This window comes from Haloglycomyces albus DSM 45210 (genome assembly GCF_000527155.1).
GTDB lineage: Bacteria > Actinomycetota > Actinomycetes > Mycobacteriales > Micromonosporaceae > Haloglycomyces > Haloglycomyces albus.
On sequence record NZ_AZUQ01000001.1, the window covers coordinates 1163194 to 1189289 of the forward strand.

Here is a 26096-nt window from a genome sequence, read left to right on the forward strand (position 1 = left end):
CACAGTCGTCACCTCTATCGTTCCGTCATCCCTGGTCGCCCGCGGGTGGCGAGACAGAGCCCGTTCGGCTGTGTCTCACCGGTCATACCCTCCCCGGAAACGGATTCCACCACCGATGACGCGTGCTTTTCACGGTCGATTCGGCGGGAGGGGACATCGTTCCGGTCCGCGAGCTCGACTTCTCTACTGATTTGTAGATTATCTCCAATAGTTTTTGTGAGATCTCGCGGGGTTGTTCCAACTGGGGATTGTGCCGCGCTGCTACAAATGCCGTCTCCGCCCGCGTGAGCACCTCGGCCATGTCCCGAGAACACTTGACCGGGGTCAGGGCGTCATCGGTTCCGGCCACGATCAATACGTCCCGTTCGGACAATAGCGGCAGGGTGCTGCGCCCATCGTGGTCAAGAATAGCGCGTATATAGCCGACGACCGTTTGAATCGGAGTGTCTCTGTTCATATGTTCGATCAGTGACACCAGAGACGGAGACGGGTTCGGTGCAAGGAACGCCTGTTTCCGCGCCGTCAACCACACCGAATCGCCCACCAGACGACGTGCCCGCTCGATCAACTGCGGTGTCCACCGACTGACCCGCTGCATCATCGGAAGCACGGTGCGCTTGATGCGCTGGACGATTCGCATGGGTTTGGTATCGACGTCACGCAGCGGAGAGGCGGACGACGACACCAGAGCCACCGAATCCACTCGTTCCCACAGCCGTGGATAGCGCTCGGCGACTTCCTGGATCACCATTCCACCCATGGAATGCCCGATCAGAACCAGACGCGAACGGGGCGCCACGCTGTCCACCACCCGCGACAGGGTGGAGGCCAGGTCCGCGATCGAGTACTCCACCTTCGGGAGCGCACCCGATAGGCCGTGACCCGGCTGGTCGTAAAACACGCACTGCACCGGCCACCCGTCCTTGATCCGCTCGGCGCAGGCCTGGCGCTGAAAGTAAAACGTCGCCGAATTCTGAATGTAGCCGTGTAGGAACACCGCCGTCACGGGAGCCTCTTCCGATCCCACCGTCTCCACGTGCACCGAGACCCCGTCGTGGTTCGGCACCGACCGGATCGAATCGGTGGACGGCATCTCGAACGGTTCGTCGGCGTAAGGATCGTCGGAGCCCGCCTTGGCCCGACGCGCCAGGTACTTCGGTACCGCAATCGTAGTGGCGACCCCGGCGGCAATGCCGCCGACCGCGGCCCCGGCCATTCCCAGCTTCTTCCATGACGCCACGCGTGCTCCTCAATGTCGGTCTATCGTCATATCCGTCGTGCTGCCCGGCGCATCCGTATCGACTCAAGCGAACCTACAGGGCCCCAACGAGAGGCGGCGAGGTCATCGCCTCCGGCGTTTCAATCCACCCAACGACGCGGTACTCGGCTGCCGATTCCGGTGAAAATCTCATTGGCGATCGTCCCCGACCACCGCGCCCAATCGTCGGGGCCGGGTGCGTCGGTTCCCGCTCCGAAGAACACCACCGGATCCCCCGCGGCGACCGTGTCGTCCCCACAGTCCACCACGACCTGGTCCATCGAAACCCGACCGATGATCGGCCGCACCTTGTCACGCAAGAGTACGTGCGCCTGACCCGAGGACGAGCGTGGTATCCCGTCGGCATAGCCCAACGGCACCAAGGCGGTCGTGGTGTCCTGTGCCAACCGGTAGATATGGCCGTAGCCGACCCCGGCACCGCGAGGCACCCGCTTGACCAGAGATACATGGCTGCGCAATTCCATGGTGGGTCGGAAGTCCGCGTTGTGTCCAGACACCGGATTCGAACCGTACAGAGCGATTCCGGGCCGAACCATGTCGAAATGCGCGTCCGGGTGCACCAGAATCGCGGCCGAATTGGCGAAATGGCGCATTGGTATCGACAGACCCGCCGCGCCGGCCACCTCCCAGGCCCGTGCGAAAGCGCGCTTCTGGTGTGTGTTGGCGTCGACGTCGCCTTCCTCCGCCCGAGCAAAATGGCTCCACAACGCCACCGTCTCGATGTCTCCGGAATCGACGTAGCGCCGGAGCCGCTCGGCCATCCCCGGCCACTGCGACTCCACGGCCCCACCTCGAGTGATTCCGGTGTCGACCTTCCAATGCACCCGCGCACGACGCCCTTCGACACGGGCCGCCTCCGCCACGGCCTCCAGCTGTTCGATCCCGGCGACACTCACATCGACGTCCGCGGCAATCGCCTCTCGCAGCTGCTGGATCTGATGTGGAACGAAAAACACCGCCAGGATCGGAGTGTCCACGATCTTGGCGCGATGCCGCAGATCCAGCGCCTCCGCCAATGTGGCCACACCCAGCCAGTCGGCTCCCGCCGCGACCACATGTGCGGCGGTCCCCTCTAGGCCGTGACCGTACCCGTCGGCCTTCACCATGGCCATGTGTCGCACAGGCGCATGGCTCCGCAGAACCGAAAGATTATGCGCTAGATTGGCGGCGCTCAAACGCGCTTCCGCTATCCCCGCCATCCCAGCGTGCGGAGCAAGAAAACCGGTTTCACCAGACATGTCCTACAGACTACGCGGTCATCGCTGCGTATCGCCGAACCAAAGCACCGGATGTAAGGTAATCGAGCCAACGCCCTAGCGGGTCACCTGAAAGCTCGGCGACGTCCACGTCTCCCAGTCCGAAGCCGAATCCGGGTCACCGCCGGGACGAACGACCGAGAGACGCACCTGCCACTCGCCGACGCGCAACGACCGATCCACCACCTCCGCCAGATCGAGGATCAAGGTATCGTCCACCCCCGGCGAACGCGGCATGAATTCCTGCTCCAGCGAATCCACCACGGTACCCGTGTCCGCGTTGACGACCTCCACCAGCGACGTCCGCGTCTGATACGCGAGGAACGCCTGCAGGCCCGGCAGGGGGTCGCCGCGTTGCAGAACCCGGTCACCCTTCCACGGCTCGGTCAGGTCCCCGTCATCGTCGGCCACCACCAGCCTCGGGTAGGTCTTATGATCCAGTATCGACAGTGAGTTGAAGTCGCCGAAATAACCCGAATACGGCAGGCGCCATTCCTCGGCACCGTCCGAAGCCACCACATAACCTCCGAAAACACTGTGATCGGGCATGTTCTCACCCGGCCGCCAGGTCACCTCCACCGACCGGCTCGCCCCGGCGTCCAGCTGAAGCGACTTCGGTTCGAAGGCGATATCCGGATCGACGGCGTTCCAGTCGATATCGCGAATATCGCCGTCGGTGGCCGCCGCCAATTGATGCTCCATATCCAGATCGAGCGCTTCGTCTCCAACATTGGACGCTTCGAACTCGAAGACCCGTTCACCCGTTCCGTCCCCGGTGCCCATCACCACGGGACGCAACACGACCGTGGCGTCGAGCGCGGCCGGTATATCGATCAGTCCAGCCCCGACGCGATGCACCGACTCCCACAAAGGGACCTCGGAGTTCTCCCGCCACGGCACCGGCGAAGCCGACGCACTCAAACGCCGCCGCACCTCGGCGGGATCCATCGACGGGTCCTCCCCCAACAACAGAGCCGCCGCGCCCGCCACATGTGGCGCCGACATGGACGTCCCCGACACAGACTTGTAATCGGCCTTGTCACGCACCCAGGTCGACCAAATACCGCCGCCCGGAGCGGCCACATCCGGCTTGGCGGAAAGATCGGGCGCCGGGCCGATGGAACTGAACGACGAAGCGAGACCGGCGTGCGGCAAATCGACCGCGACCGTGTCGTCGCCGAACTCAATACTCGGGTTCAACTCCAGGTCAATGAGATCGCGCAGGTAATCCCCCGCCTCTCCGGGAATCACCGCCCCGGGAACGTCCCCCTCGTCGACTCCGCCCGCGCTGAAGGGACCGTCGTTGTTGTTGTAGATAACGACGGCGCTCGCTCCTGCCGCGACGGCATTGTCGTACTTGTCGGCGAACGTGCAGTCACCGCGTTCCACCAGGGCCGCCGTATTGTCGGGGTCCGACAGTTCGACCGCGTCACAGGCGCGTCCGAGAAATTCCAGGTCGTCACTGTGATAACCGATTTCAGGGGCCTTGGCTTCATCCAGTGGTCCCCAACCGATCTCCTTGTCGAAGGGTTGAGTCTGCGCGGAGCTCATCCGGGTCTCGCGGTTGTCCAGTGAGGCCACCGAAATCACGTTCTCGCCGACGCTGGGGGCGCCAAGGGAAAACGCTCCGGTCGTCCCGGCGTTTCCGGCGGAGGCGACCATAACGATCCCCTCGTCGACCATTTCCGACGCTGCTACCGCCGTCGGATATTCCGGCCATTGAAAGGCGTAGCCCAGTGACATGTTGACCACGTCCATACCGTCGTCGGCAGCCCGTTCCATGGCGTCCAGAATGATCTCCGAGCTGGTAGCGCCCTCGCATCCGAAGACGCGGTAGGCCCCCAGACCGACGTTGGGCGCCGCGCCCACTACCTCGCCGTTCGCACCGACGATCCCGGCCACGTGGGTGCCGTGTCCATTGCAGTCCATGGGGTCGCGATCCGGTTGGGGGCGACGGTCCCCTTTGTCCGAGCGATAATCGTCGCCGACGAAGTCATAACCGTGCGCGACACGGCATCCGTAACCGAAACAGCCGCCCAAATCGGGGTGTTCGTAATCGATGCCGGTGTCGATGACGCCGACCTTGACGTCCTCACCGGCGATCCCGCGACGGTGCGCTTCGGCCGCGCCGGTCGCGTCCACCGCTTGACCCATTTCCTCCCGCTGGGCCGACTCCTCCACCGCTTCCAGGCGTGGGACGGGGATCTCGATATCGGGCCAGACACGTTCCACCGCCGAATTCCGTTCCAGGTGTCGCGCTTCGGCTTCGGTCGCGGATATCGAAACTCCGTCCCAGAGACGTCCGTATTCACGACGGACCTCCACGTTGTCACCCTGCAAGAGGGACGGTTGAGAATCGCCGTTCCATTCCAGCAGCCAGACGCGTTCTCCGGCTTCCGGTTCCGTCGCCTCCGTTGCCGCAGCAGACGAAGCCGTTGCCGCCAGCACGGCGGCCAGCGTCATCGACAGTGCACGCCTCAACACGATATAGCCGACCTTCCTGATAGGTAAACGGTGGAACCCCACTGTGCAGTGTGGATTGCAGCCTATCCCTCAAATCAGCGGCGTGTTTGGGTTTTAGGAGACCGCAGATATTCGACACCAAAGAAAGTGACGTACCATCATGTTCTGTCGTAGCCCCAATGCCCTGGACAACCCCGTGAGGATACTGATGGATGACGCAGGTCTCTTGATCGCAATCGCCGCCATTGCGATTCTTGGTAGCACAGGAGCAATAACAGCGTGGTGTGGCCATAGGACTTCTCAGCTATACGTCTTCGTCGTCGAACTGTTTATGCGCCACAGGCTGGGGATAAAGCGCTCCAAGGAACACGCAGACATCGTTGCGGTGCCCTTCTACGGCGGATTCGGGTTGATGTTCTCCCTCTTCCTGCTTCTCTATACTATTGAAGCGCTGGCTAGTGAGAAGCTTCCAACAGTCGTTATGGGTACAGTTGCCATGGGCCTGGTCATGCACATCTTCCTGACGATCCCGTTGTCGATCGTGATGGTAAAAACCGGCCGACCCAAGTTCCTTATGCCACTTCGCATGAGAAAAAGCAGCCGTCAAGAGCCGAGGGACAATGTGTACTTAAGCTCAGCCGAGGTCGTCGCTCCTGCGAACAAGGCTTGCAAGACGGCTGCTTGCCTGCAAAGCGCGGCCATCGGGGTCTGATGCGTGTTTTACAGCCTTCTCTGGCCCCATCGTCGTGGATCTGAATGTTAGTAGAAGAACTCTCAGTTGGCAGACCGATATCATTGAAACCGGGTATCACACCAGATATTCCCCAGGAACTCACCTACAAATCTGCAGGATAGAGCGTGAAGTGGTCGGCTCCCCAGATCGGCTTAAGTTCGCGAAAGTGGCGCACGTCCTTCGTTACGAGGGTAGTGGTGCGATAAGCATCAGCGAGGACGACAAGCGAGGCGTCTGCGACACCGACATAATCCCGGTCAATTTTCGAACGGCTGATGATCTCGTGGGCCGCTTGGTGGTCATCCCCTGTCCACGTTGCCAGGTCGAAGACTCCAGCTGAGACGTATTCGGAGAATTTCAGGGCTGCCTCAGCGCCAAGCCGTTTGGCGAGCATATAGTCGGACTCCGCAACGATAAAGGGGGACAGCACAAGAGTGTGCCTTGGATCAGACAACACCTCGCTGACCATCCTGTGGACCGGGTCATCCTCGTCAAATGCGGCGAGAATCCCGCTAGTGTCCAAAATCAACGTTGCCATAGTCCATCCTTACTCGCCAAAACCCCTTTTGAGCTCGGCGTCAATTTCTTCAGCTGTCAACGGATCGCCGCTGTGGAAGCCACCAAACGGTGGGCGGGTTCGGCCTGAACGCCGGTCAGCCAGGATTTGAATCAGCTCCGCCAGAGTTGCAGCACCTTCATCTTTCGCCATGCGCTGCAACTGGTTTCGCAAACTCTTTGGCACCTTAATGGTGGTCATCTCTCTTAGCGTCATCATTCTATAACCTTCCCCTCAGCCCCCGAGGCGGGGGTATACTCCAGTATACCATATGTGATGTCATTCACCATTCCCATTATGAACACGCCTGTTCTGTCGTGTTCATAATGGGAATGGTCGTTTTGGACATGTGTTTAACACACATCGATTTGTACCGACTGGCAATTTACCAGCGTAGCCCCTCATGGCCGAATGACAAGGCGTTCCACCAAGAAACCGAGACGCCAGTAAGACTGGCGTGTTCTAACTGGGGAGATACCGTCTTGGCCCATGCGGCATCGCAGAGCAAAACGTCACCTGCCGCATCGCCACTTGCGGCGATATTCTGACCAAGGCACTCTTCATGCATTGGCATACTTGGGTTGCTTCGCATATGATTTCAGGTCTTTTACGTAGTTTTAACTGGAACGGCCTAGGACTGAGCCCCGCTAGACTCCGAAGAGCCACTATAAACCAACCATCTAAAACACAAAAAACTCGATGAACCTACGGTTTCATCGAGTTTCCAATGTCCTGAGACATCACAATGGCGGTCTCGACGGGATTTGAACCCGCGACCTCCGCCTTGACAGGGCGGCGAGCACTCCATACTGCTCCACGAGACCATGTTCAATTGTGAAAATTCGCTGGGCGACTCACTTCTAAAACCTCAGAAGTGAAATCGTTTCTGCGACTTCTCATTTATACCAGATGTCTTTTTGAGCTCCGCACCGGGCTTGGCTTCGATGTGTCGAAGCATTTTCCATGCGAACCAAGCAAAAACACTTGATACCGTACCCCCAACGGGATTCGAACCCGTGTTACTGCCTTGAAAGGGCAGCGTCCTAGGCCTCTAGACGATGGGGGCCTGACTTTATCCGAGCCATCTACATGATCGGAAGCGCGCCACGCATACGGAACCCTTATTCGGTCCGCTGCGCTAACTGCGAAGCCTCAATAAGCATACGCGATCGTTCGTCGCTCGTCCACAGCGGGGTCAAGATGAGACCGCCATCTCAAGGCGATCGCGATACGGCAGTTCAAGGCGTCACAACCTCAATGACTCCTGCAGCGCTGCTAGCGTATTGGCATGGACATCGGCTATCTGGGACCCAGCGGTACCTTCACCGAAGCGGCTTTGCACGACCTTCCCGACAGCGAACGGCATCACCCCGTCCCAATGGCATCCATTCCCGATGTTCTTGACGCACTCCACAACGGCGAGGTCGACGCCGGATTCGTTCCGCTCGAAAACAGTCACGAGGGAACCGTCAATCCCACCCTGGACCGGCTTCTCCACGGCGATCCGGTCGTCATCACCGCCGAGGTGGACTATCCGGTGAGCTTCGTTCTGGCCACCGCCACACCGAACAAGACGGTAGGCACCATCGCCTCGCACCCGCACGCACTGGCGCAAGTACGCGGATTTCTGCGTTCGTCCTTCCCCGAGGCACGCATCATCGAGACTCTATCGACCGCGGCGGGTGCCGATGCGGTGCGGAAATCGGAAGCCGACGCCTGTGTCTGCGGTCCGCATACGACAGAGCAATCCGACCTGGTTATCCGCTACCACGACATCGGTGACAACCCGAACGCCGCCACACGGTTCGTCTTGCTGCGACGCCCCACTCCCCCCGCAGAGCCCACCGGACACGACGTGACCTCTCTAGCGGTGTTCCTCCGGCACGACCAGGTCGGTGCCCTGGTCACGGTGCTACAGCAGTTTGCCGAGCGTGGTATCAACCTCACCAAGATCGAGTCACGCCCCACGGGGGAAGGCCTGGGGCACTACACCTTTCTGCTGGACTGCACCGGTCATCTCCACGACGCCCGAATCGGTGACGCCCTCGCTGGAATCAAGCGCTCCGGAGCCGGAGTGCGCTATCTGGGGTCCTACGAACGGCAATGGCTGGAAGTGCCGATCGGACCCTTGCCGGGCATGACCGACGCCGACTTCGCGGCCGCGTCAACCTGGCTCGAGCAACTGCGTGCCACTGGGCACGACGGCGATGACGGGCAGCAGAATTCAACCCCATCCCAGTTCGTGTAGATGAGCGTCGTCGATACCGAAGTGATGCGCGATTTCATGGACCACGGTGGTGCGTATCTCGGCGATCATCGCCTCCCGATCGGACACCGCGCTCATATGCGGCCCTCGGAAGATCGTAATGGTGTCGGGCAGCACGGCCCCGTAGTCGCTACCGCGTTCGGTCAACGCGATTCCTTCGTACAGACCTAGGAGGCCCGGCTCGCCCGGCGGTGGTTCGTCCTCAACGAGAATCACCACATTGTCCAGCAAGCCCATGAGCCGTTGGGGAATCGAATCCAGAGCGTCTCCGACGGCCTCTTCGAATTCCTCGGCTGTCATTTCGTATCCCACCTCCCTAATGTGACAGCCCCGGCGATCGAGCTCCACCGTCGGCCGCTGTGGGAATGTCGCTCACCTGGAAACGACACGATCGGGGGTGAGTTTCCAGACATTGCGCGTTCCATTCCGCGCAATCGCGGCGCAAAACCGTTCAAACGGGCCACTAGCGGGGCAAATTCCCCATTGACCGCCTCCGTGAAAACACGATCTGATGTGCAATCGCTCAGGGTTTGTGATTAAGATTCTCACTATGCAGACTTTTGCTTCTGGCCTAGCCACACAACGAGGTGATTCACGCACGTATCTGATGTGCCGACCGGAGTACTACACGGTCGAATACGCCATCAATCCCTGGATGGACACCAGTCAACCAGTCGATACCGCCAAGGCCCTCGAACAATGGGAAAACCTGAAAGCCACCTACGAATCGCTGGGACACACGGTTGAGGAAATCAGTCCGGAACCCGGGCTCCTAGACATGGTGTTCTCGGCGAACGGCTCGTTCACCGTCGAGGGACGGGTTTACGGTGCCAAATTCCGCCACCGTGAGCGGCAACCCGAAGCCGGGGCGTTCGACAAGTGGTACGGGGACCGGGGTGGATGGTTCTACACCGCTCCTCGTTTCATCAACGAAGGCGAGGGCGACTTCACCTATCTCGAGGGTTCGGGCTTGATCTTGGCCGGTTGGGGTTTCCGCACCGACCCGGCCGCACACGCCGAGGCCGGGGAGGTCCTGCGCCGTCCGGTCGTGTCCTTGCGGTTGGTCGACGAGCGCTACTACCACCTGGACACCGCCTTGGCCGTCCTCGACGACCACCGAATCGCCTATCTGCCAGAGGCGTTTTCACAGGATTCACAGGTCTTGTTGCGTCGTCTCTTCCCCGACGCCGTCATCGCGACCGAAGAGGACGCGGCCGCCTTTGGTCTGAACTTCGTGTCCGACGGACGCAATGTCGTGATCAATTCGGAGGCCGAGGCATTGGCCGATAAGCTGTCAGATGCCGGCTTCGAGGTCACCTCGGTCGATCTCTCGGAATTCAAGAAGGGCGGCGGATCAGTCAAGTGCTGCACCGCCGAACTACGGCCGTAGTTTCCACGTCACGTCATGGCCCGTCCCGCACTCTGCGGGCGGGCTTTAATCGTGTCTGGGGCCGTTGAGGGCTTCGGCGAGAGAGACGACGGTCTTGGTGCGACGAAGCGTTGCGGAGGAGTGGGAGCGTCGCGATGGAGCACGTTCCGGTCGACGTGCACTGAGCGGCATGGTTTCGCGCTGCGTGGGAATGACCGACTTCGGCAGCGGAATACATTCGACCCCGGGGCGCCGGAATACGAGAGCCAAGTGGGCGTCGATTCGCCACATTCGTTTGGGGTGACTGGTGGGCAACCAGAAGTGGAAGTGTTCCCCGCCGGCGACGAAGCTCAGCTCCACTCCGGGGCGGTTCGGGATGGCCGACCAGCGCATCGATTCGATTTCGTTGACCGGGGCGTCCAGAACCGCCCGTACTCGATTGAGCAGGCGCGATTGCCGGGTAATGACGAGTCGCCGTCCGGTCAACATGAGTATGTGTTCGCCAGAAGCGTAACCGCCGGAACCGATGAGCTGAGTAACGAGTATCACTCGATCCTGAGGTGAAACGTTGAGGCGAAGATAGGGCAGGTGGCGTGTCAGTTGCGAAGAGACGATACCGGCTTCGGCAGAGGCGGCGAGCATGGTGCGCGAAAAGATGTCCATGTGAATTATCCCCCAGAATTTCCGTGTGGTTCATCACTGCCTTTGGTATCTGTAACGGAAATTCGCATATGCACGTTACGGCTCTGAGTGAATAATTCACCAAGTCATCCAAACAGGTGAAGGAAGAGCGCCGCTCACAATGAAAAAATCACTGGGAAGCGTAATGTCTCGGGCGTCAGAGGTGTGAGCGTCTCTCCACCGGGATATCCATGACTCTCGCTCTCCACAGAAGCAGATTGCATGTGCAGATTTCGGTGTCGCCACCTTAACGGTCATAACTCCGTCGTGGAGGTGGCGTCGGATTCGGACGTCGGCTCGTCCTCGTCTTCGTCGTCCACCACGGTCGCGTCATCGTCGTCGGCCTCGGACGGTTCGTCGTCTTCAGAGACCGGCCGTCGTTTCGGCTCAGTGTCTTCCGGGGGCTGCGGCATGCTTTCGGGCGGACGCGGCGCACTCTCGACGTCGTCGTCCTCGGACGGTCGATCGATCTCCACTGACGTCAAGCGCAGTCGCGGACGATCGTCCTCCGCACTCTCGGCACGATCGTCGGGAGCATCCTCGGAGCCATCGCGCTCTTCGCGATCGGCTTCCAGTTCGGACGCCGTGACGGACGGGCGGGGCGGCCCCGGCGGCGTCGGCCGGTCTTGACGCTCGGGAAGAGAAAAATCGTTCGGCAACTCGGCCGGTCGCTGCGCGGTGGGAACCTCCTGGCCGTTTTCCACCTCGTGGAGAACGGCCAGGCCCGTGCCCGCGAAAGCGACCATCGTTCCCACGGTCAGCGCACCAAGTGTCAATGGAACGCGCAGTAGTCGGGTTTGTCCCACTTCGATCGGTTCGATGTCCCCACCTGAATCCATACCCACCTCATTCCAGAAGGACACGATCTAGAATCAGTCTGTTGTATTTTGATTACTCTTCGAAATCAGACTGTCCGTTTTATGGTACTATCGTCGGTTTTCTGCACCAAAATCCGGTTACTTGTCGTCCAGAAAGTCACACTCATTGTAATCGACCGGTGGGGGTTGCCCACAACCCGCGCGCTTCTGCCATGCTTAATACACCGGTATCTCTAAATTGCGAGGAGGCAACTATGGGCACTGGTGAAGACTCGCCACGTCCAAGCAAGAAAAAGGCGGCCAATCGTCGCCAAAGTTCTACCTCCGGTACGAACTCACCACAGTTCGTTCAGATCATCACTCCTGAGGGTAAGCGGGTGAAAAAGCCCGAATTCGACGTCAAACTCAGCGACGACGAGTATCGCAGTCTCTATCGTGACCTCGTCATCTCTCGTGAACTCGACGCACAGGGCACCGCTCTGCAACGTCAGGGACATCTCGGCCTATGGCCGTCCATGCTCGGTCAAGAGGGCGCACAGATCGGCTCCGGCCGTGCGCTCGGCCCCAACGACAAGGTGTTCCCGTCCTATCGGGAGCTCGGCGTCCAGTGGGCCAAGGGCCTGGACATCATATCCGCATTCTCCCTGTTTCGTGGTGTCGACCTGGGTGGACGCCCGGTCGAGGACGACAAGTTCAACATGTACGAAATCGTCATCGCCGCGCAGACTCTGCACGCCACCGGCTACGCCATGGGTATCACCAAGGACGGCGCCGTGGGCAACGAAGACGGCGAAGCCGTTATCACCTACCACGGCGACGGTGCCACCTCCCAGGGTGACTTCAACGAATCGCTCGTGTTCGCCTCGGTGTACGACGCGCCCATCGTGTTCTTCTGTCAGAACAACCAGTACGCCATTTCCGAACCGGTCACCACACAGTCGAAGGTCGCACTGTCCCAGCGCGGCGACGGCTTCGGGATCGACACCTATCGGGTGGACGGAAACGACGTGCTCGCCTGCTACGCGGTGACCCAAATGGCCATGCAACGAGCCCGCATGGGTGAGGGCCCCGCTCTCATCGAAGCGGTGACCTACCGTATGGCACCCCACACGACCTCCGACGACGCCACCCGTTACCGCGGGAAGGACGAAGAAGAAGAATGGCGGGCCAAGGACCCCATCACCCGTTACCGCGCCTGGTTGAAGGCCGAAGGACTGGCCGACGACGAATTCTTCGACGCCATCGACACCGAAGCCGACGAAGAAGTTCGTCGCCTCCGCGATCGCGTGATCAATATGCCGAACCCGGACGTGAGTTCCATGTTCGACCACGTCTACGTCAACAATCCACAGGACCTTGAACAGCAACGCCAAGAGGCCGTGGAATTCCGCGACTCGTTGGAGGAAGGGAGCGACGCCTAATGAGCACCTCGATGTCAATGATCAAAGCTCTCAACGCGAGTCTGCGTAAGGGCATGGAAGACCACCCCAAGACCGTTGTCATGGGTGAGGACGTCGGCGACCTGGGCGGAGTCTTCCGCGTCACCGACGGGTTGAAGAAGGACTTCGGAGTCGACCGAGTCATCGACACGCCTCTCGCCGAATCCGGCATCGTCGGAACGGCCATCGGTCTGGCGTTGCGCGGCTACCGTCCGGTCGTGGAAATCCAGTTCGACGGATTCGTCTACCCGGCATTCGACCAAATCGTCTCCCAGCTGGCCAAGATGCCGTACCGCTCCAGCGGTAACGTACGTCTACCGGTCATCATCCGTATCCCCTTCGCCGGGGGCATCGGTGCCGTCGAGCACCACTCCGAATCGCCGGAATCCTACTTCATCCACACCGCCGGCCTCAAGGTCGTCTCCCCGGCGACCCCCGAGGACGCCTACTGGATGATGCAGCAGTCCATCGCCGACGACGACCCGATCGTCTTCCTGGAGCCCAAGCGTCGCTACCACGCCAAAGGCGAGGTCAATGAAGACGCCGCTCCGCTCCGGCTCGACCAGGCGCACATCGCCCGTCCAGGAACCGACGCCACCCTGATTTCGTACGGCCCGACCGTGGACCAGGCGATGGCGGCGGCGGACGCGGCGGCCGATGAGGGCCGCAATCTGGAGGTCATCGACCTTCGTTCGCTCTCCCCCGTCGACTGGCCGGTACTGGAGGAGTCCGTCCGTCGTACCGGACGAGGAATCGTCATCCACGAGGCAAGCCGGACCCTCGGACTAGGTTCAGAGGTCTCGGCCCGCCTCACCGAACAGTGCTTCTACTCGCTGGAAGCCCCGATTCAGCGCGTCACCGGTTACGATGTGCCGTATCCGGCCAGCCGTCACGAGGATGACTTCCGCCCCAGTGTGGACCGTATTCTCGATGCCGTCGATGCCACGTTCGAGTACTGAGGAGAGGGTTTATGGCGCAGGAAACGATTTTCAATCTTCCCGACCTCGGTGAAGGTCTCACGGAGGGCGAAGTCGTCAACTGGCTTATCGAGCCGGGCGACGAGGTCAAACTCAATCAGCCGTTCGTCGAGGTGGAAACCGCCAAGGCTTTGGTCGAGGTTCCCAGCCCCTTCGACGGCGTCGTCACCACCTTTCACGCCGATGAGGGAACCGTGCTCGACGTGGGCGCACCCTTGGCCACCTTCCAGACCGAAGGCGGAGACGACTCCGCACCGGCTGCCGAGGCGGACAAGGGCGCGGAGGAATCCTCCAAGCGCACGCCTAACCTGGTCGGTTACGGCGCGAGCGAGGAGGCACCGAAACGTCGGCGGCGCAAAAAGAAGGGCGGTGCGGCCGCCGCACCGGCCCCGGAGCCGACTCCGACCCCGGCCCCCGCACCACCAGCGGCACCGGCTCCCACCGGCTCCCCGGTGCTGGCCAAGCCGCCGGTACGTAAACTCGCCAAGGATCTTGGCGTCGATCTTCGTACCGTGACCCCGACGGGACCGAACGGTACGATCTCCCGCGACGACGTGCAGAGCGCGGTCGGCTCGACTCCGGCGCGTGGCGCCACGGTCGGTGCCGCCGAGGGCGACGAGCGGATTCCGATCAAGGGCGTCCGCAAGATGACGGCGGAGAACATGGTGCAGAGCGCCTTCACCGCGCCCCACGTGACCGTGTTCTACACCGTCGACGTGACCGCCATGATGGACACCGTCAAGGCTTTGAAGGGGCACAAGGACTTCGCCGACGTCAAGGTGACGCCTATGCTCCTGGTGGCCAAGGCCGTCCTCGCCGCGATCAAGCGCAACCCGATGATCAACGCCCAGTGGGACGAGCAGGCCGGTGAGATCGTCGTCAAGAAGGACGTCAATCTCGGTATCGCCGCCGCTACACCACGCGGGCTGTTGGTTCCCAACATCAAGGCCGCGCAGTACCTGACTCTGCACGATTTGGCAGCGGAGTTCGGCACTCTGGTCTCCACCGCTCGCGACGGTAAGACGTCGCCGGAGGACATGGCCGGGGGCACTTTCTCCATCACCAATGTTGGAGCCTTCGGCGTCGACTCGGGCACGCCCATCCTCCCTCCGGGAGAATCGGCGATTCTGGTCTTCGGCGCGGTACGGGATCAGCCATGGGTTCACAACGGCGAGATCGCCGTCCGAAAGGTGACCCAGTTGGGTCTGTCCTTCGACCACCGTCTCATCGACGGTGAGCAGGGATCGAAGTTCCTCGCCGACGTGGGTAACTTCCTCAATGACCCGGGTATGGCCCTGCTGGCGTGGAACTAGCGGTTCGACCGAACCGCGGGGAAGCAACAACTGAATACTTCTTCTGACTAGGGGGAGGCGACGTAGTCGCCTCCCCCTAGTCGCGTCATGGTTGTTCCGCCACCACGCCGAGTATCGAACACTGTGCCGCCCATTCTCCCAGGATATGGGACGTGAGTGAGCTTACCTGTTAATCAATGGCAACAGACGTTATTCAGTGTTGTAATTGGTTAGTCAATCGCAATGAGGTATTTGATTCAAAGGCTTATCACCGATCACGGTGATGACTGGAATCCCCTTGAACTACCTCAACGATGGACACAAGGGACTATTCTCCTCCCATCGGTGTCCAAGGCGACGCCGCGCCTGGACACCCCGAGACCCCGGTCATTGGGGGTTCTCACAAGAAGGGGCTGCCAACCAATGGGGTGGGTTGGCAGCCCCGATTTCGTCCGTCTAAAACAGTGACGTGCGATATCGCACCGCGTCGGCGATGCGATTAAAAATAGCGATCCAGAATCGACGCCTCCGCGATTCGGGTCAAGCCGTCCCTGATGTTCGCCGCTCGCGTGGGACCGATTCCGGATACGTCCCGCAAGTCCTCCACTCCCGCACCCAGCAGGCGGGGAAGAATTTCGAAGCGCGCCACGATGCGCTCGGCGATGGAATCGGTAAAACGCGGCAATTTGGACAGCAGCCGATAGCCGCGCGGTGACACCCGTTGCTCCAGCAATTCCGGATCGGCCTCGAATCCCATGCGAATGGCCACCGACGTCAAATCCAGCAGATCCACCGACGACATCCGATCAATGTCGTCCAGAACCTCGTGGAAGTCCAGATGCGCCGGAATATAGTCGCGTACGACCAGTTCACGGCTGCGCGATACCCCCGCCATCAGCTCGTCGAGCTGTAGCGCCAAGAGTCGGCCGTCGGTACCCAGCTCGATGACGTGCCCCTCCACCTCATCGGCGATGTGCCGAGCCATTTCCAGACGCTGAATCACCAGCACGGCGTCGCGTACCGTCACCAAATCCTCGATCTCCAGGGCGAAGAGATTGGACGCCACCTGATCGAGGCGCTGCTTATAACGTTCCAGGGTGGCCAGGGCTTGATTGGCGCGGGACAGAATCTTCGTAGACGGCTCCATGACGTGGTGGAGACGTCGGAAGTACAACCCGATAGTGTGCATGGATTGGCTGACCGAGATCACCGGGTAACCGGTCTGGACCGCGACGCGCTCGGCGGTGCGGTGCCGGGTCCCCGATTCCGTGGAAGGAATCTTGGCGTCGGGCATCAGATGCACGCCCGCTCGCACAATACGCGACAGGTCGGCGGTCAACACCACCGCGCCGTCCATCTTGCACAGCTCACGTAGCCTGGTCGAGGAGAATTCCACATCGAGTTCGAAGCCTCCGGTACAGATATCGGCCACCGCGTCGTTCCAACCCAGGATGATCAGCGCACCGGTGCGTCCGCGTAGAATTCGTTCCAGGCCGTCGCGTAGTGCCGTCCCCGGCGCCATGGTCGCCAGGGTGACTCGTAGATCCTCGTCCGGTGCGCCTGACACTTTGCTCCTCCTTATACAGCAGCTATACCGAGACGCCACCCAACCACACGGTCTACTCCGTCGGACCCGATGTATTTGGCGAACCACGATAAGGTGTAGTCGAGGCGACCGGTAACTGTCATCCCACCTTCCCGCAGAGGAGACTACCGCGTCACCGACACGGTCGGGGATAGTGATATCCATCTCCCCCAAGTAGATCAAATTGAAGGACCGATACGATGCGACGTAAGACGGAGTGGATTACGATCCGCCGCCGTACCCCGCTGCGTCGTTTGAGCACCCTGGCGGCCTATTCCTTCGCCATGGTCTGCGTGGTGCTCTTTACCGTATGGCTCACCGACACCGAGCCACGGCATCTGGACTCGCAGCAAACCAATCCCGTCACCGCTCTACCGCCGTTCATCATGACTCTGGCGGCCATCGGGGCGTTGTTCTTCCTGGTTCCACTGTTGCGGCGTCCGCTGCTACAGGCCAATCATTTCGGGGTGAAGATTCGACCGTCGTTCACCAAGACACTGGTCATTCCGTGGAGCAATATCGAAGAGATCGCCGCCATCACCGTTTCCGGTGGGCGGCGCTCGGTCTCGTACCTCCTCTTGGCCACCGACACCTACCTTGGCCTGGGCGACCGGCCCCGATTCTCCGATCGATCGGTACTACGCGAAGCCAACCGCGCGACCGAAGGCCTGGTCGCCGGGTTCGACGTGGCGATTCGCTGCGAAGACTTCCATCCGTCCCCGGACAAGCAACTGGCCCAGCTGGCATCGTACGCTCCGGGCCACGTGCGCATTGTCGACCGCCTCAGCTGAACCCGGCTTGCAGGCAGGTGCGGCTCGGCGTCTTCCGAGCCTGGTCATCGACTAATCGGACAGCGCGTCGGCCTGGCCGGTCTCAAAACGCACGATCTTTCCGTCTTCCACCTCGAAGTCCCAGTAGGTGTCCATATGGCCCCACTTCTCATCGTCGATGGCGACCATCAGCCGCCGACCGTCGTTTCTCTCCTCGTTAACGGATAGGCGCGCGTGAGAGTCCAATAGATTCTGCCGGACCCAGTCGGTCCCATTACGGTCGACGCCGTCGTCGCTCATGGAGAAGTCCTCAGCCAGGACGGAGAACACTCCCTGTGAATCGCCGGAATTAACTGTTTCAATGAAGGCATTGACTGCCGGATTCGTCGGTTCCATGGATTCAGGCTAAAGCAGCTCCGGCCCTTCGGCGGCGCCTTTTCCAGATGGCCGACACAAATCGGGCCGGAGATGTGCTCTCCGGCCCGATTGAATTAAAAGTTCTACACGATGTCGTGACGGATGACGTTCTCTTCTCGTCCGGGACCGACGCCGATCACGCTCACGCGAGTACCGCACAGTTCTTCCAACCGTTCGATATAGGCCTGGGCGTTCTTGGGCAGATCCTCGAATTGACGGCAGTGGCCGATGTCTTCGGACCAACCGTCCAGGTATTCGTATACCGGCTTGGCATGGTGCAGATCGGTCTGAGTCATCGGCATTTCCTCAATGACCTCGCCCTCGACCTCGTATCCGACACAGACGGGGATACGTTCCAACTCGCTCAAGACATCGAGCTTGGTCACGAAAAGGTCGGTAATACCGTTAACCCGTACCGCATAACGTCCGAGAACCGCGTCGAACCAGCCGCAGCGACGTTGACGTCCGGTGGTAACACCGTATTCGCCACCCCGTTTCAGGAGGAATTCGCCGTACTCGTCGAACAATTCGGTGGGGAACGGCCCCGCGCCGACGCGAGTGGTGTAGGCCTTGATGATTCCAATGCTGGTTTCGATCTTATTGGGAGCCACCCCGGTTCCCACCGCCGCTCCACCCGCGGTCGGGTTGGAGGACGTCACGAACGGGTAGGTCCCGTGGTCGACGTCCAGCATGGTGGCCTGGGCACCTTCGAGAAGCACGTTCTTGCCGTCTTCGATCGCCTTGTTCAGGATCAAGCGGGTATCGGCGATGTAGGGCTTGAGTTTTTCGGCGTACTCGAGGTACTCCTCGACGACCTCGTCGACGTCGATCGCCTTGCGGTTATAAACCTTCACCAGAATTTGATTCTTTTCCCGCAGAATCAATTGCAGCTTGTCCCGCAGAATGCCCGGGTCGAGTAGGTCCTGCACCCGGATTCCCATGCGAGCGACCTTGTCGGCGTAGGCCGGCCCGATGCCACGTCCGGTGGTACCGATGCGGGCTTTCCCAAGGTAACGCTCCACGACGCGGTCGAGAGCGCGATGGTGCGGCATGACCAGGTGTGCGTCAGCACTGAGCTTCAGATTCGACACGTCCACGCCACCGGCGGTGAGCTCGTCGAGCTCGCTGATGAGGAATTTGGGGTCCACCACAACGCCCCCACCGATGACGGGAGTAACGCCCGGTGTGAGAATACCCACGGGTACCAAATGGATGGCGTACTTCGTGCCGTCCGGTGTCACCACCGTGTGGCCTGCGTTGTTACCACCTTGATAGCGGACCACATAGTCCATGTCCGCGCCCAGCAGGTCCGTGACCTTGCCTTTTCCTTCGTCGCCCCACTGAGTTCCGACGACTACGATCGCTGGCATTGCGCCTACCTTCCCGGGAAAAATCGACCCGATTACCGCCCAAGCCTAATAGCATACCTTCTGAATCCCAAATCACCCCTGGCGACACCGCATACGTGGACACATTTCAAGCCCTGCCCTGAACGTGACGTCATGAATATGCTCATCGGCTACTCACGCCGCCAGGGTAGACCTCTTCTATGGTGGGACCTGTGAAAACAGTCGTATTGACCTTGACCGAACGGAGCTGTTCCGATTCCGGACCGCGCACCCAGGTATTGCATTTCCTGGACGAATTGAAACGTCGTGGACTGGACACCGAGCTGGTATCCGCCTCCACCGAACGCGAGGTCGATCCGATTGTGGAACGCACCGACGCCCGCATCGTGATAGCCGCGGATTCCGATTCGCAGCTCAATGCGGTGGTAGGCCGTGCGGTGCGCCGACTATCTCCCCCGCCCAGTCAACGCCCCGAAGACATGCGGCGCGACCGAACCGTGCCCGATCTGCCACCGTTGGCCGTACTTCCGCTGGCCGAGACCCCCGACCTCGTCCGAGAGTTGAATCTGCCCACCGATCCCGCGGAGGTGGCCGACGCCGTCGAGGCCGGAACCGTACAACGTAGCGACCTCATGCGCCACGACGGAGGCGGTGTATGCGTCAACGGAGTGCGCCTGGGCGGCGGCGACAAGCCCTGGAGCGGACTGATCAACCTTGACGAATCGGTATTGACCCAACCTGGGGAGGCCATCTTGGCGTGTGTGATCGCCAATGCCGGTTCGTATCGGGAATCCGACGGAATGGAATTGGTCGAGCCCGATCCAACCGACGGGCAATTGGATGTGGCGGTGGCCGTACCGGTGACAGTCGGACGGTGGCGCAAACGCACCCGCGTCGAAGTGCGGCGCGGACGAGGACGGGCGGTCGCTGTCACCCCGGAGGAGTCCGCCGTCTCGTTGAGCGACGGTGTTGTGGACAAATTGAGCCGCAAACGTAGCTGGTGGATAGAACCCGAAGCGGCCCAATGGATGACCACCACTAGCCGTTGAATTGTGGATTGCGCTCGTACCGAATCGCCCGCCAGAACGGACAATACGTCCGTCGTCCGTATCCGTGACAGCTCCCACAATTGTCTCTTAAGGGCGGGGACAGGGACTTTACTGTGAATATGTGTCGGATTCGGTCAATGGAAGGTATTGCCTTTCCTATACCTGCTATGGCAATGTCATAATTCAAGTCCAGTCCACGTGCCCGATCATCAACGACCGAAATAGGTCGATCAGAGGAGGCATGGGAACGACTTGCCACACGATTCTGCTGGAGGGAGCGTCATGACGGGGAAATACTCCAGTTACGTTGCGATTGGGGACAGCTTTACCGAAGGTGTGGGCGATCCTTCTCCCCAAGGTTCCCGCCCGCGAGGCTGGGCCGATCTGTTCGCGACCGCGGCGGCCGAGGAAAACACGGAATTCACATACGCCAATTTGGCGATTCGAGGACGTCTGTTCGACGCGGTCGTCGACGAGCAGGTTCCCCCGGCAATGCGACAGAACCCCGAACTGGTGTCCTTCGCCGCCGGTGGCAACGACGCGCTCCGTCCTTCTTTTCAGCCCGATCGCCTGGCCTCCCGAGCTCATGAGGTCGTGCGACTGTTCAAGGCCGCAGGAGCCGAGGTCATTCTGTTCACCTCCGCCGACGTCGGCCGGCACCTCCCCGGTATGACACTCATGCGTAAGCGTTTTGTCGGCATGAACGACATCATCCGTAAGGTCGCCCGCCGCCATGATGCGATCCTCATCGATCTGTGGCGCGAGGAGGCCTTCCAGGACGGAACGTTCTGGGCAGAGGACCGACTTCACCTCTCCACCAAGGGCCACATGTTCGTGGCGTCCAAGGTGTGCGAGGCGCTGGACGTCAAGCCCGACTTGGAGTGGGAAGGCGCCACCGTTCACGACACGACGACCAGTATGGACGTCTCCAAGGCACAGTGGGCCCGAAAGCACTTGGGACCGTGGATCAAACGTCGGTTGACTGGTAAATCCAGTGGTGATACAGTCCAGCCGAAGCGGCCGGAGCTAAAACCGGTCACCCGAAACTAAGACGGTACAATGATCGCAAAAACAATATTCATTCTGGTTATCATACTGGTAGCCGCCTGGTCCTTTGGCCTATTGTTCACTAAAAATCGCCATAATTAAATACAGCCTGTACGAGTCGGCATTGCCCGCTGGCCGTTCGGGCCACGGCCTCCAAGACCACAATTGTTGAGAGACGATGAGGAACTGTGGGACTGCTCCAGCGACTTCTCGGTCGTCGGGATACACCCGACACCGTGCCCGACACTACTGCGCCCGATGATGAGATAGCCGGCGACAATCCTGTCCAGACCGCTGTGGGAACGACTTCAGGGACGACCGAGTCCGATATACCCGAGCCTCGTTCCGAAGAGGACCCCCAGAACGGTGATGATCCCGCCCCATCGGTCATTGAGCTACCCGTTCAGAGCACGCCCGTAGAGCACGAATCCACTGATACCGCTCCGGAGGACAAGGCGACGACGGCCACCGAACCGGAAGAGACGGTCGCGGATAATGAGGCAATGTTTACTCCGCCTAGGCCGCGACGAGATTTGCTCACGCTCGCACCACCACCTCCCCCGCGCCCCGAACGCTTGGACGATGTCGTGGAGCCGGAATCGCCGCGCCCGGCATTGGCGGATGCCAATGTAAGCATCGGACGACTGTCTAAACTCGCTACAACGGCGAGTACGACACTCTGGGCCGCACCCGTAACGGCCGAATCCGCTCTACCCACCTGGCTTTCGGTACGGCAGACCGTGGACGAGACCGGCTGGATGCCGGTGCTGCTGGGAAGCTCCGAAGACTGGCGCGACGGCGGAGAGTCCATCATTCACGAAAGCAGCCAGGAACTGGATCGGGCGTCCCAACTCGACCCGAGTACAATTCTGCAGCATAAGGCCGCAGAAGCAGGAGAACCGGCGCGAGGCGTTCCCATCCTGCAGCGGCGTCGCGATACCGACTTTGATACCCCAAGCCGAGCCGGCCTTATAGGATTGGTCAAAGCCGACCATTCGTGGCAGCTACCAGCCCTCCTCTCGTGGAAGGGTTCGACGAATTGGGAGCTCCACGGGGCCGAGCACGCCGCAATTTTGAATTACTGGAATCAAAAATACGATATTGAAATAATAGCCATGACCTTCGACGTCATCGAGCTCTTCGTGGCCAACCCTCCCCAAGACGACAACGAGGCTCTCGAGGTCGCCCACGAAGCCTTCGCCTACTGCCCCGACCTCCTCGACTCAGGCGTCCCCACCATCCAGGACCTGGCAGAACACATGGTCAAGTCCAGAGCATGGTACTTCCAATGGACGTAGTGGGTGACCGCTCTTTGGTTGGTGGGTAGGTGACCGCTTAGCTTGCCCCAGGCACTCCATGTTTACGCTGTGGGGGATTCTCACGACCTGAAGGTCGCGACGAATCCTCCTCGCGCAAATCTGCAGCACCTGGAACAACCTCAGCTCTTCTCCAGCTCTACCGCCGCATACACACGCGCTCCGCGCGCAGTTAGCGGCTCGCCGGTTACGTAAAGGGACTTGCATGGTGGTCGATTTCTCCCTGAATGCACGAGCAGATCTAGCGCCGCATCGCACTTTTGGTGACGGCGGCTTGGGTGGTGGACATGCCCTGGCCCGAAACGCATTTGGGCGGAATACGCTTCTGTCCACGTATCCCGCCCAAATATCAGTACTACATCCCGTCTCATTCGATCGGCCGAATATTCGTCCGGGATTCGATATAGCTCACTAGAACCTTTACCAAGCTCTCCATGCCTCGGTTTCGAAATCATCCAGATCGCTGGCCATGATTCCCAACGCCGAGATGGTCCACAGTTGATCGTCGATGACGAGTGTCCGACCTGCATTCCGGTTCCAGTCCAGCCGGTCGGATTGGTTCGGATGTTCCACATCGGTAATGAACTCCAGCTCGTCGCCGGAATCCCGCAGAAGTTTCACCCCGGTAGAACCTTCTCCATCGTGCCAATTCTGATACGGGAGTGCGATGAGAGATTCGGCCTCCCAGTAAAGAAAGGCGTGCGGCTCCCATTCCACAGAACTCGATACGTTCGGTTCGTGGTACTGATCGACCACCTCTGCCTCGGACTTACTAATGTCGAAAATAGTGGCTTGTAGACCTTCGGTACGGCCCTGTTCGTTCGCTTCCTGGCCCACACCGAGCAAGCGGAATTCATCCAAGGGATGCAAATAGGCGGAATAACCGGTGATCTTCAGTTCCCCGGTGACTTCAGGATTCTCATGATCGGTCAGGTCGATCGTATAGAGCGGATCGGTTTGGCGGAAGGTAACGATATAACCTTTCGCTCCAATGAAGCGCACCGAATAAATTTGTTCGCCAACACCCAGGTCGGTAACTTCGGAAACCTTATCCATTCCTTCACCGTTGAGCTCAAAGACCGAAACGGTGGACCGACTCTCCGGAACCTCCGCTTCAGTGGTCGTTTCATCGGCTCCGTCCATGATCCCCACCGCGTTCTCATGCTCGGTGGTCGCAACACGAAGATATGAGTCGTATTCACTCATGGAATACTGGTTGAGCAATCGCCCTGGAGCCGTCCCTTCCCCCGTGAGAACCGGTTCCCCCTCGTTGAACTGGAAACGGAAGATACTCGTCTCGACCTCAGTCGCCTCTCCGTTGAACGCCCAGATGCCCGGGGAGTGTGTGACGTACAGGCTGTCGGCGGTGCCGTGAACCGTGTCCGCCCCACCCATGATGGTCAGGGGTTCGGGGAGGTTTTCCCAATCCGACCCGGTGGGGAGCGAAAACACCGACAGACTACTCGTTCCTTCGTAGTTCTCGGGAAGGGCGATCCGATCGCAGGCTTTCTCCCGTTCAGTACCGTTGACCGTCATCGTGGGCGTCCATGAATCAAGCGAACTCTCGCGCAGGTTGTTCTGGTTTTCTGGATACCCGGCCCCTGGCCTCACGGTGTATTCGGGCTGTGAGCTTGATACCAATCGGATTTCATCCTCCACCCTTCGGGCGTCCACTCCGGCGCCCTCGACGGTCACTTCGTCGACCGTTTCCAAATCGTCGAGATGAAGCCGTTCAATCACGTACCGCGCATTTTGAGGATCGGAATCATTCGAGGCGTTGTACAGCAGCACCAATTCATTGTCGGTCAACAAGAGTTGCGGATCCCAGATGGATCGCTCGGAGAGGTCCCGCTCCTCGAGCACATCGGCGTTGTCCGGATCGATCTTACGCAACCGATCGCCGATCACCGTGAAGATGTAGTCCCCGTTCGTTTTCACCGTGTCCGGTTCATCGACACCTGCGACCGCCACATTCGTTTCCGAATGAGACTGTCCGGCTTCAGATTCGACCGCGTCGGTCTGATTCTGCTCATCGGCGAAAGCCCCATCGTCAGCGCGACCTCGTGGCTCACCGAAGAGGCCCGCGTCCTCAGAAATTGCCGTGTCCACCTTGGCTTGAATGGCCTCCAAGGTAGTCTCACAGTCGTCATACGTTGTGAGGCTCGCAGTATCGACCCATTCCACCGGTACGGAACCGTCCGGTTCCTCTATCTGGTTCGAATCGGTACACGATGCCACTACCAACAGCGCGGTGATGGACAAGGGGATTGTCAAACCGCGTCTTTGCAAAAGTCTCATACGATTGAGACGCACCGGTTCGCCCCCGCGTTCCCCGAACATCCCTATTGAAGGGGCGACCGGTGGCAAATTCCGATCGGGCCGAGCCTCTAGCCCGCCACTACTTCGAGGGGCAGGGGTGGCGTTGCAGCCTCCCGACCAAGGTAATATACTGGTTGGCGTCGCCCAATGATCGGTCACGATGTCCGGTCTTACGTGCGAATACGCGGATGTAGTTCAATGGTAGAACCTCAGCTTCCCAAGCTGATGGCGCGGGTTCGATTCCCGTCATCCGCTCCAATCCAAAGAGAGCCTCTCCGTTACCGGGGAGGCTCTCTTTATTGCCCGTATTTCCAGTTCAAGGTTGGAGTACCCTCGCGGTCGCGCCACGGCGCACCGTTGACAACCAACCACTGGGCTGCTTTGAAGATGTCCGAGAATGTGCGATTGTAAGCGGCTTCATGCGGCGATTCACGGACTATTTACGGATACGAGCATCCAATACTCACGGGCTTAGCGCACCCCTTGGCCTATATCAATAATGGACTCGGGCATCAGTCCAACGATTTCCCGACGTGGACCGTTCCCGGCTCGTCTGCGTAGGCCCCGAACGGCGTAATGGCCTCGTATCCCAGCTTTTCGTACATGGCAATGGCCTCCGGCTGCTGTGGACCGGTGAACAGAATCGCTCGCTTGAAACCCGATTCGCGTGAGGTACGTTCCAACTCATCCATGATGATCTCCGCATACCCACGGCGGCGTGCGAACTCACGAATGTAGATGCGCTTGAACTCAACGGTCGTTTCATCGACCGTCTTCCACGCTCCACAGCCGACCGCATTGCCGTCACCGTCATGAGCGACCAAGAACATCCCTTTAGGCGGGTCGAAATCCGTGGGGTCAATCGGACTTTCATCGCCGTCGCCCCCGTACCGGTGCATATACAGCTCTTGGATTTCTTGACACATTTGTTGCACAAGCGGGTTAGAATACGGTTCGGCCCGCATGACAAGGTGAGAATCGTTCATTGGCACCTATCTAGGGTGCCACCTGCCCTTCCGTGCCGCAATTCAATTGCGGCATGCGATGCGTGACATCAAAAACGTGGATGCGAAAATCGAGTTCGTTGGAACGCCATCACAGTGAGGTATTCAACC

23 protein-coding genes and 3 tRNA genes are annotated in these 26096 nt (G+C 60.0%); 11 read left to right on the plus strand and 15 right to left on the minus strand.

The window, feature by feature from the left end:
- Positions 1–82 precede the first annotated feature (82 nt).
- From HALAL_RS0105455 to HALAL_RS19175, 3 genes are all read right to left on the minus strand, one after another.
- The gene (locus HALAL_RS0105455) at positions 83–1240 is read right to left on the minus strand and encodes an alpha/beta fold hydrolase (protein ID WP_035534383.1); all 1158 of its coding nucleotides are present in this window, start codon (positions 1238–1240) and stop codon (positions 83–85) included.
- A 119-nt stretch (positions 1241–1359) separates the two neighbouring features.
- Positions 1360–2517: an alanine racemase gene (alr, locus tag HALAL_RS0105460; protein ID WP_084471872.1), complete on the minus strand. Its 1158-nt coding sequence runs from the start codon at positions 2515–2517 to the stop codon at positions 1360–1362.
- A gap of 75 nt (positions 2518–2592) precedes the next feature.
- Positions 2593–5019 (minus strand): S8 family serine peptidase, encoded by a 2427-nt coding sequence (locus HALAL_RS19175; RefSeq protein WP_156937617.1) that lies wholly within the window; start codon positions 5017–5019, stop codon positions 2593–2595.
- A gap of 187 nt (positions 5020–5206) precedes the next feature.
- Between HALAL_RS19175 and HALAL_RS0105470 the strand changes: the two genes are divergently transcribed.
- Complete coding sequence (locus HALAL_RS0105470) at positions 5207–5710, plus strand: hypothetical protein (protein WP_035534384.1); 504 nt, start codon at positions 5207–5209, stop codon at positions 5708–5710.
- A gap of 124 nt (positions 5711–5834) precedes the next feature.
- Here HALAL_RS0105470 and HALAL_RS0105475 read toward each other — a convergent pair whose 3' ends face one another.
- From HALAL_RS0105475 to HALAL_RS0105490, 4 genes are all read right to left on the minus strand, one after another.
- Complete coding sequence (locus tag HALAL_RS0105475; protein WP_051462770.1) at positions 5835–6269, minus strand: PIN domain-containing protein; 435 nt, start codon at positions 6267–6269, stop codon at positions 5835–5837.
- A 9-nt stretch (positions 6270–6278) separates the two neighbouring features.
- Positions 6279–6488 carry a hypothetical protein gene (locus HALAL_RS0105480; protein WP_156937618.1) on the minus strand — a complete coding sequence of 70 codons (210 nt, stop codon included), beginning with the start codon at positions 6486–6488 and terminating at the stop codon, positions 6279–6281.
- Between the two features lie 545 nt (positions 6489–7033).
- A tRNA-Asp gene (locus tag HALAL_RS0105485) sits at positions 7034–7111 on the minus strand.
- Between the two features lie 169 nt (positions 7112–7280).
- Positions 7281–7353: transfer RNA gene (locus HALAL_RS0105490), tRNA-Glu, on the minus strand.
- A gap of 222 nt (positions 7354–7575) precedes the next feature.
- Between HALAL_RS0105490 and pheA the strand changes: the two genes are divergently transcribed.
- A complete protein-coding gene (pheA, locus tag HALAL_RS0105495; protein WP_025273042.1) occupies positions 7576–8535 on the plus strand; it encodes a prephenate dehydratase in 960 nt (319 codons plus the stop codon).
- On the opposite strand, the gene HALAL_RS0105500 is transcribed toward pheA, so the two are convergent.
- A complete protein-coding gene (locus HALAL_RS0105500) occupies positions 8512–8853 on the minus strand; it encodes a metallopeptidase family protein (RefSeq protein ID WP_025273043.1) in 342 nt (113 codons plus the stop codon). The two genes, pheA and HALAL_RS0105500, sit on opposite strands and share 24 nt — an antisense overlap.
- A 250-nt stretch (positions 8854–9103) precedes the next feature.
- Here HALAL_RS0105500 and ddaH point away from each other — a divergent pair, with 250 nt between their 5' ends.
- Entirely contained in the window at positions 9104–9943 is an 840-nt protein-coding gene (gene ddaH, locus HALAL_RS0105505) for a dimethylargininase (protein WP_084471873.1), read from the plus strand.
- A gap of 45 nt (positions 9944–9988) precedes the next feature.
- On the opposite strand, the gene HALAL_RS17405 is transcribed toward ddaH, so the two are convergent.
- Both HALAL_RS17405 and HALAL_RS0105515 read right to left on the minus strand, forming a co-directional pair.
- Positions 9989–10585 carry a hypothetical protein gene (locus HALAL_RS17405; protein WP_025273045.1) on the minus strand — a complete coding sequence of 199 codons (597 nt, stop codon included), beginning with the start codon at positions 10583–10585 and terminating at the stop codon, positions 9989–9991.
- A gap of 272 nt (positions 10586–10857) precedes the next feature.
- Positions 10858–11442, minus strand: coding sequence for a hypothetical protein (locus HALAL_RS0105515; protein WP_025273046.1), 585 nt, complete (start codon positions 11440–11442; stop codon positions 10858–10860).
- Positions 11443–11675: 233 nt separating this feature from the next.
- Between HALAL_RS0105515 and pdhA the strand changes: the two genes are divergently transcribed.
- Genes pdhA through HALAL_RS0105530 form a run of 3 tightly spaced genes read left to right on the plus strand, consistent with a single transcriptional unit; the run spans position 11676 to position 15150 of the window.
- Positions 11676–12842 (plus strand): pyruvate dehydrogenase (acetyl-transferring) E1 component subunit alpha, encoded by a 1167-nt coding sequence (gene pdhA, locus HALAL_RS0105520; RefSeq protein ID WP_025273047.1) that lies wholly within the window; start codon positions 11676–11678, stop codon positions 12840–12842.
- The gene (locus tag HALAL_RS0105525; protein ID WP_025273048.1) at positions 12842–13819 is read left to right on the plus strand and encodes a transketolase C-terminal domain-containing protein; all 978 of its coding nucleotides are present in this window, start codon (positions 12842–12844) and stop codon (positions 13817–13819) included. Before pdhA ends, HALAL_RS0105525 begins: the two co-directional genes overlap by 1 nt.
- Positions 13820–13830: 11 nt before the next feature.
- Positions 13831–15150 (plus strand): dihydrolipoamide acetyltransferase family protein, encoded by a 1320-nt coding sequence (locus tag HALAL_RS0105530; RefSeq protein WP_025273049.1) that lies wholly within the window; start codon positions 13831–13833, stop codon positions 15148–15150.
- Positions 15151–15628: 478 nt separating this feature from the next.
- On the opposite strand, the gene disA is transcribed toward HALAL_RS0105530, so the two are convergent.
- The gene (gene disA, locus HALAL_RS0105535) at positions 15629–16735 is read right to left on the minus strand and encodes a DNA integrity scanning diadenylate cyclase DisA (RefSeq protein WP_425402647.1); all 1107 of its coding nucleotides are present in this window, start codon (positions 16733–16735) and stop codon (positions 15629–15631) included.
- A gap of 179 nt (positions 16736–16914) precedes the next feature.
- Between disA and HALAL_RS0105540 the strand changes: the two genes are divergently transcribed.
- Positions 16915–17505, plus strand: a complete 591-nt coding sequence (locus tag HALAL_RS0105540) for a hypothetical protein (RefSeq protein WP_025273051.1) — start codon at positions 16915–16917, stop codon at positions 17503–17505.
- A 51-nt stretch (positions 17506–17556) separates the two neighbouring features.
- On the opposite strand, the gene HALAL_RS0105545 is transcribed toward HALAL_RS0105540, so the two are convergent.
- Positions 17557–17880 carry a hypothetical protein gene (locus HALAL_RS0105545; protein ID WP_025273052.1) on the minus strand — a complete coding sequence of 108 codons (324 nt, stop codon included), beginning with the start codon at positions 17878–17880 and terminating at the stop codon, positions 17557–17559.
- 104 nt (positions 17881–17984) lie between these two features.
- Positions 17985–19271 carry an adenylosuccinate synthase gene (locus HALAL_RS0105550; protein WP_025273053.1) on the minus strand — a complete coding sequence of 429 codons (1287 nt, stop codon included), beginning with the start codon at positions 19269–19271 and terminating at the stop codon, positions 17985–17987.
- A 191-nt stretch (positions 19272–19462) separates the two neighbouring features.
- Here HALAL_RS0105550 and HALAL_RS0105555 point away from each other — a divergent pair, with 191 nt between their 5' ends.
- The 3 genes from HALAL_RS0105555 (at position 19463) to HALAL_RS17410 (ending at position 22644) form a co-directional block, all read left to right on the plus strand.
- Positions 19463–20299, plus strand: coding sequence for a diacylglycerol kinase family protein (locus HALAL_RS0105555; protein ID WP_025273054.1), 837 nt, complete (start codon positions 19463–19465; stop codon positions 20297–20299).
- Positions 20300–20581: 282 nt separating this feature from the next.
- Entirely contained in the window at positions 20582–21349 is a 768-nt protein-coding gene (locus tag HALAL_RS0105560; RefSeq protein WP_025273055.1) for an SGNH/GDSL hydrolase family protein, read from the plus strand.
- A 185-nt stretch (positions 21350–21534) separates the two neighbouring features.
- Entirely contained in the window at positions 21535–22644 is a 1110-nt protein-coding gene (locus tag HALAL_RS17410) for a DUF4253 domain-containing protein (protein WP_025273056.1), read from the plus strand.
- A gap of 438 nt (positions 22645–23082) precedes the next feature.
- On the opposite strand, the gene HALAL_RS0105570 is transcribed toward HALAL_RS17410, so the two are convergent.
- Positions 23083–24936 carry a beta-propeller domain-containing protein gene (locus HALAL_RS0105570; protein ID WP_169732408.1) on the minus strand — a complete coding sequence of 618 codons (1854 nt, stop codon included), beginning with the start codon at positions 24934–24936 and terminating at the stop codon, positions 23083–23085.
- Positions 24937–25165: 229 nt separating this feature from the next.
- On the opposite strand from HALAL_RS0105570, the gene HALAL_RS0105575 reads away from it, so the two are divergent.
- A tRNA-Gly gene (locus HALAL_RS0105575) sits at positions 25166–25239 on the plus strand.
- A gap of 254 nt (positions 25240–25493) precedes the next feature.
- Here the strand turns inward: HALAL_RS0105575 and HALAL_RS0105580 are convergent.
- Complete coding sequence (locus HALAL_RS0105580) at positions 25494–25967, minus strand: GNAT family N-acetyltransferase (RefSeq protein WP_051462772.1); 474 nt, start codon at positions 25965–25967, stop codon at positions 25494–25496.
- Positions 25968–26096 lie beyond the last annotated feature (129 nt).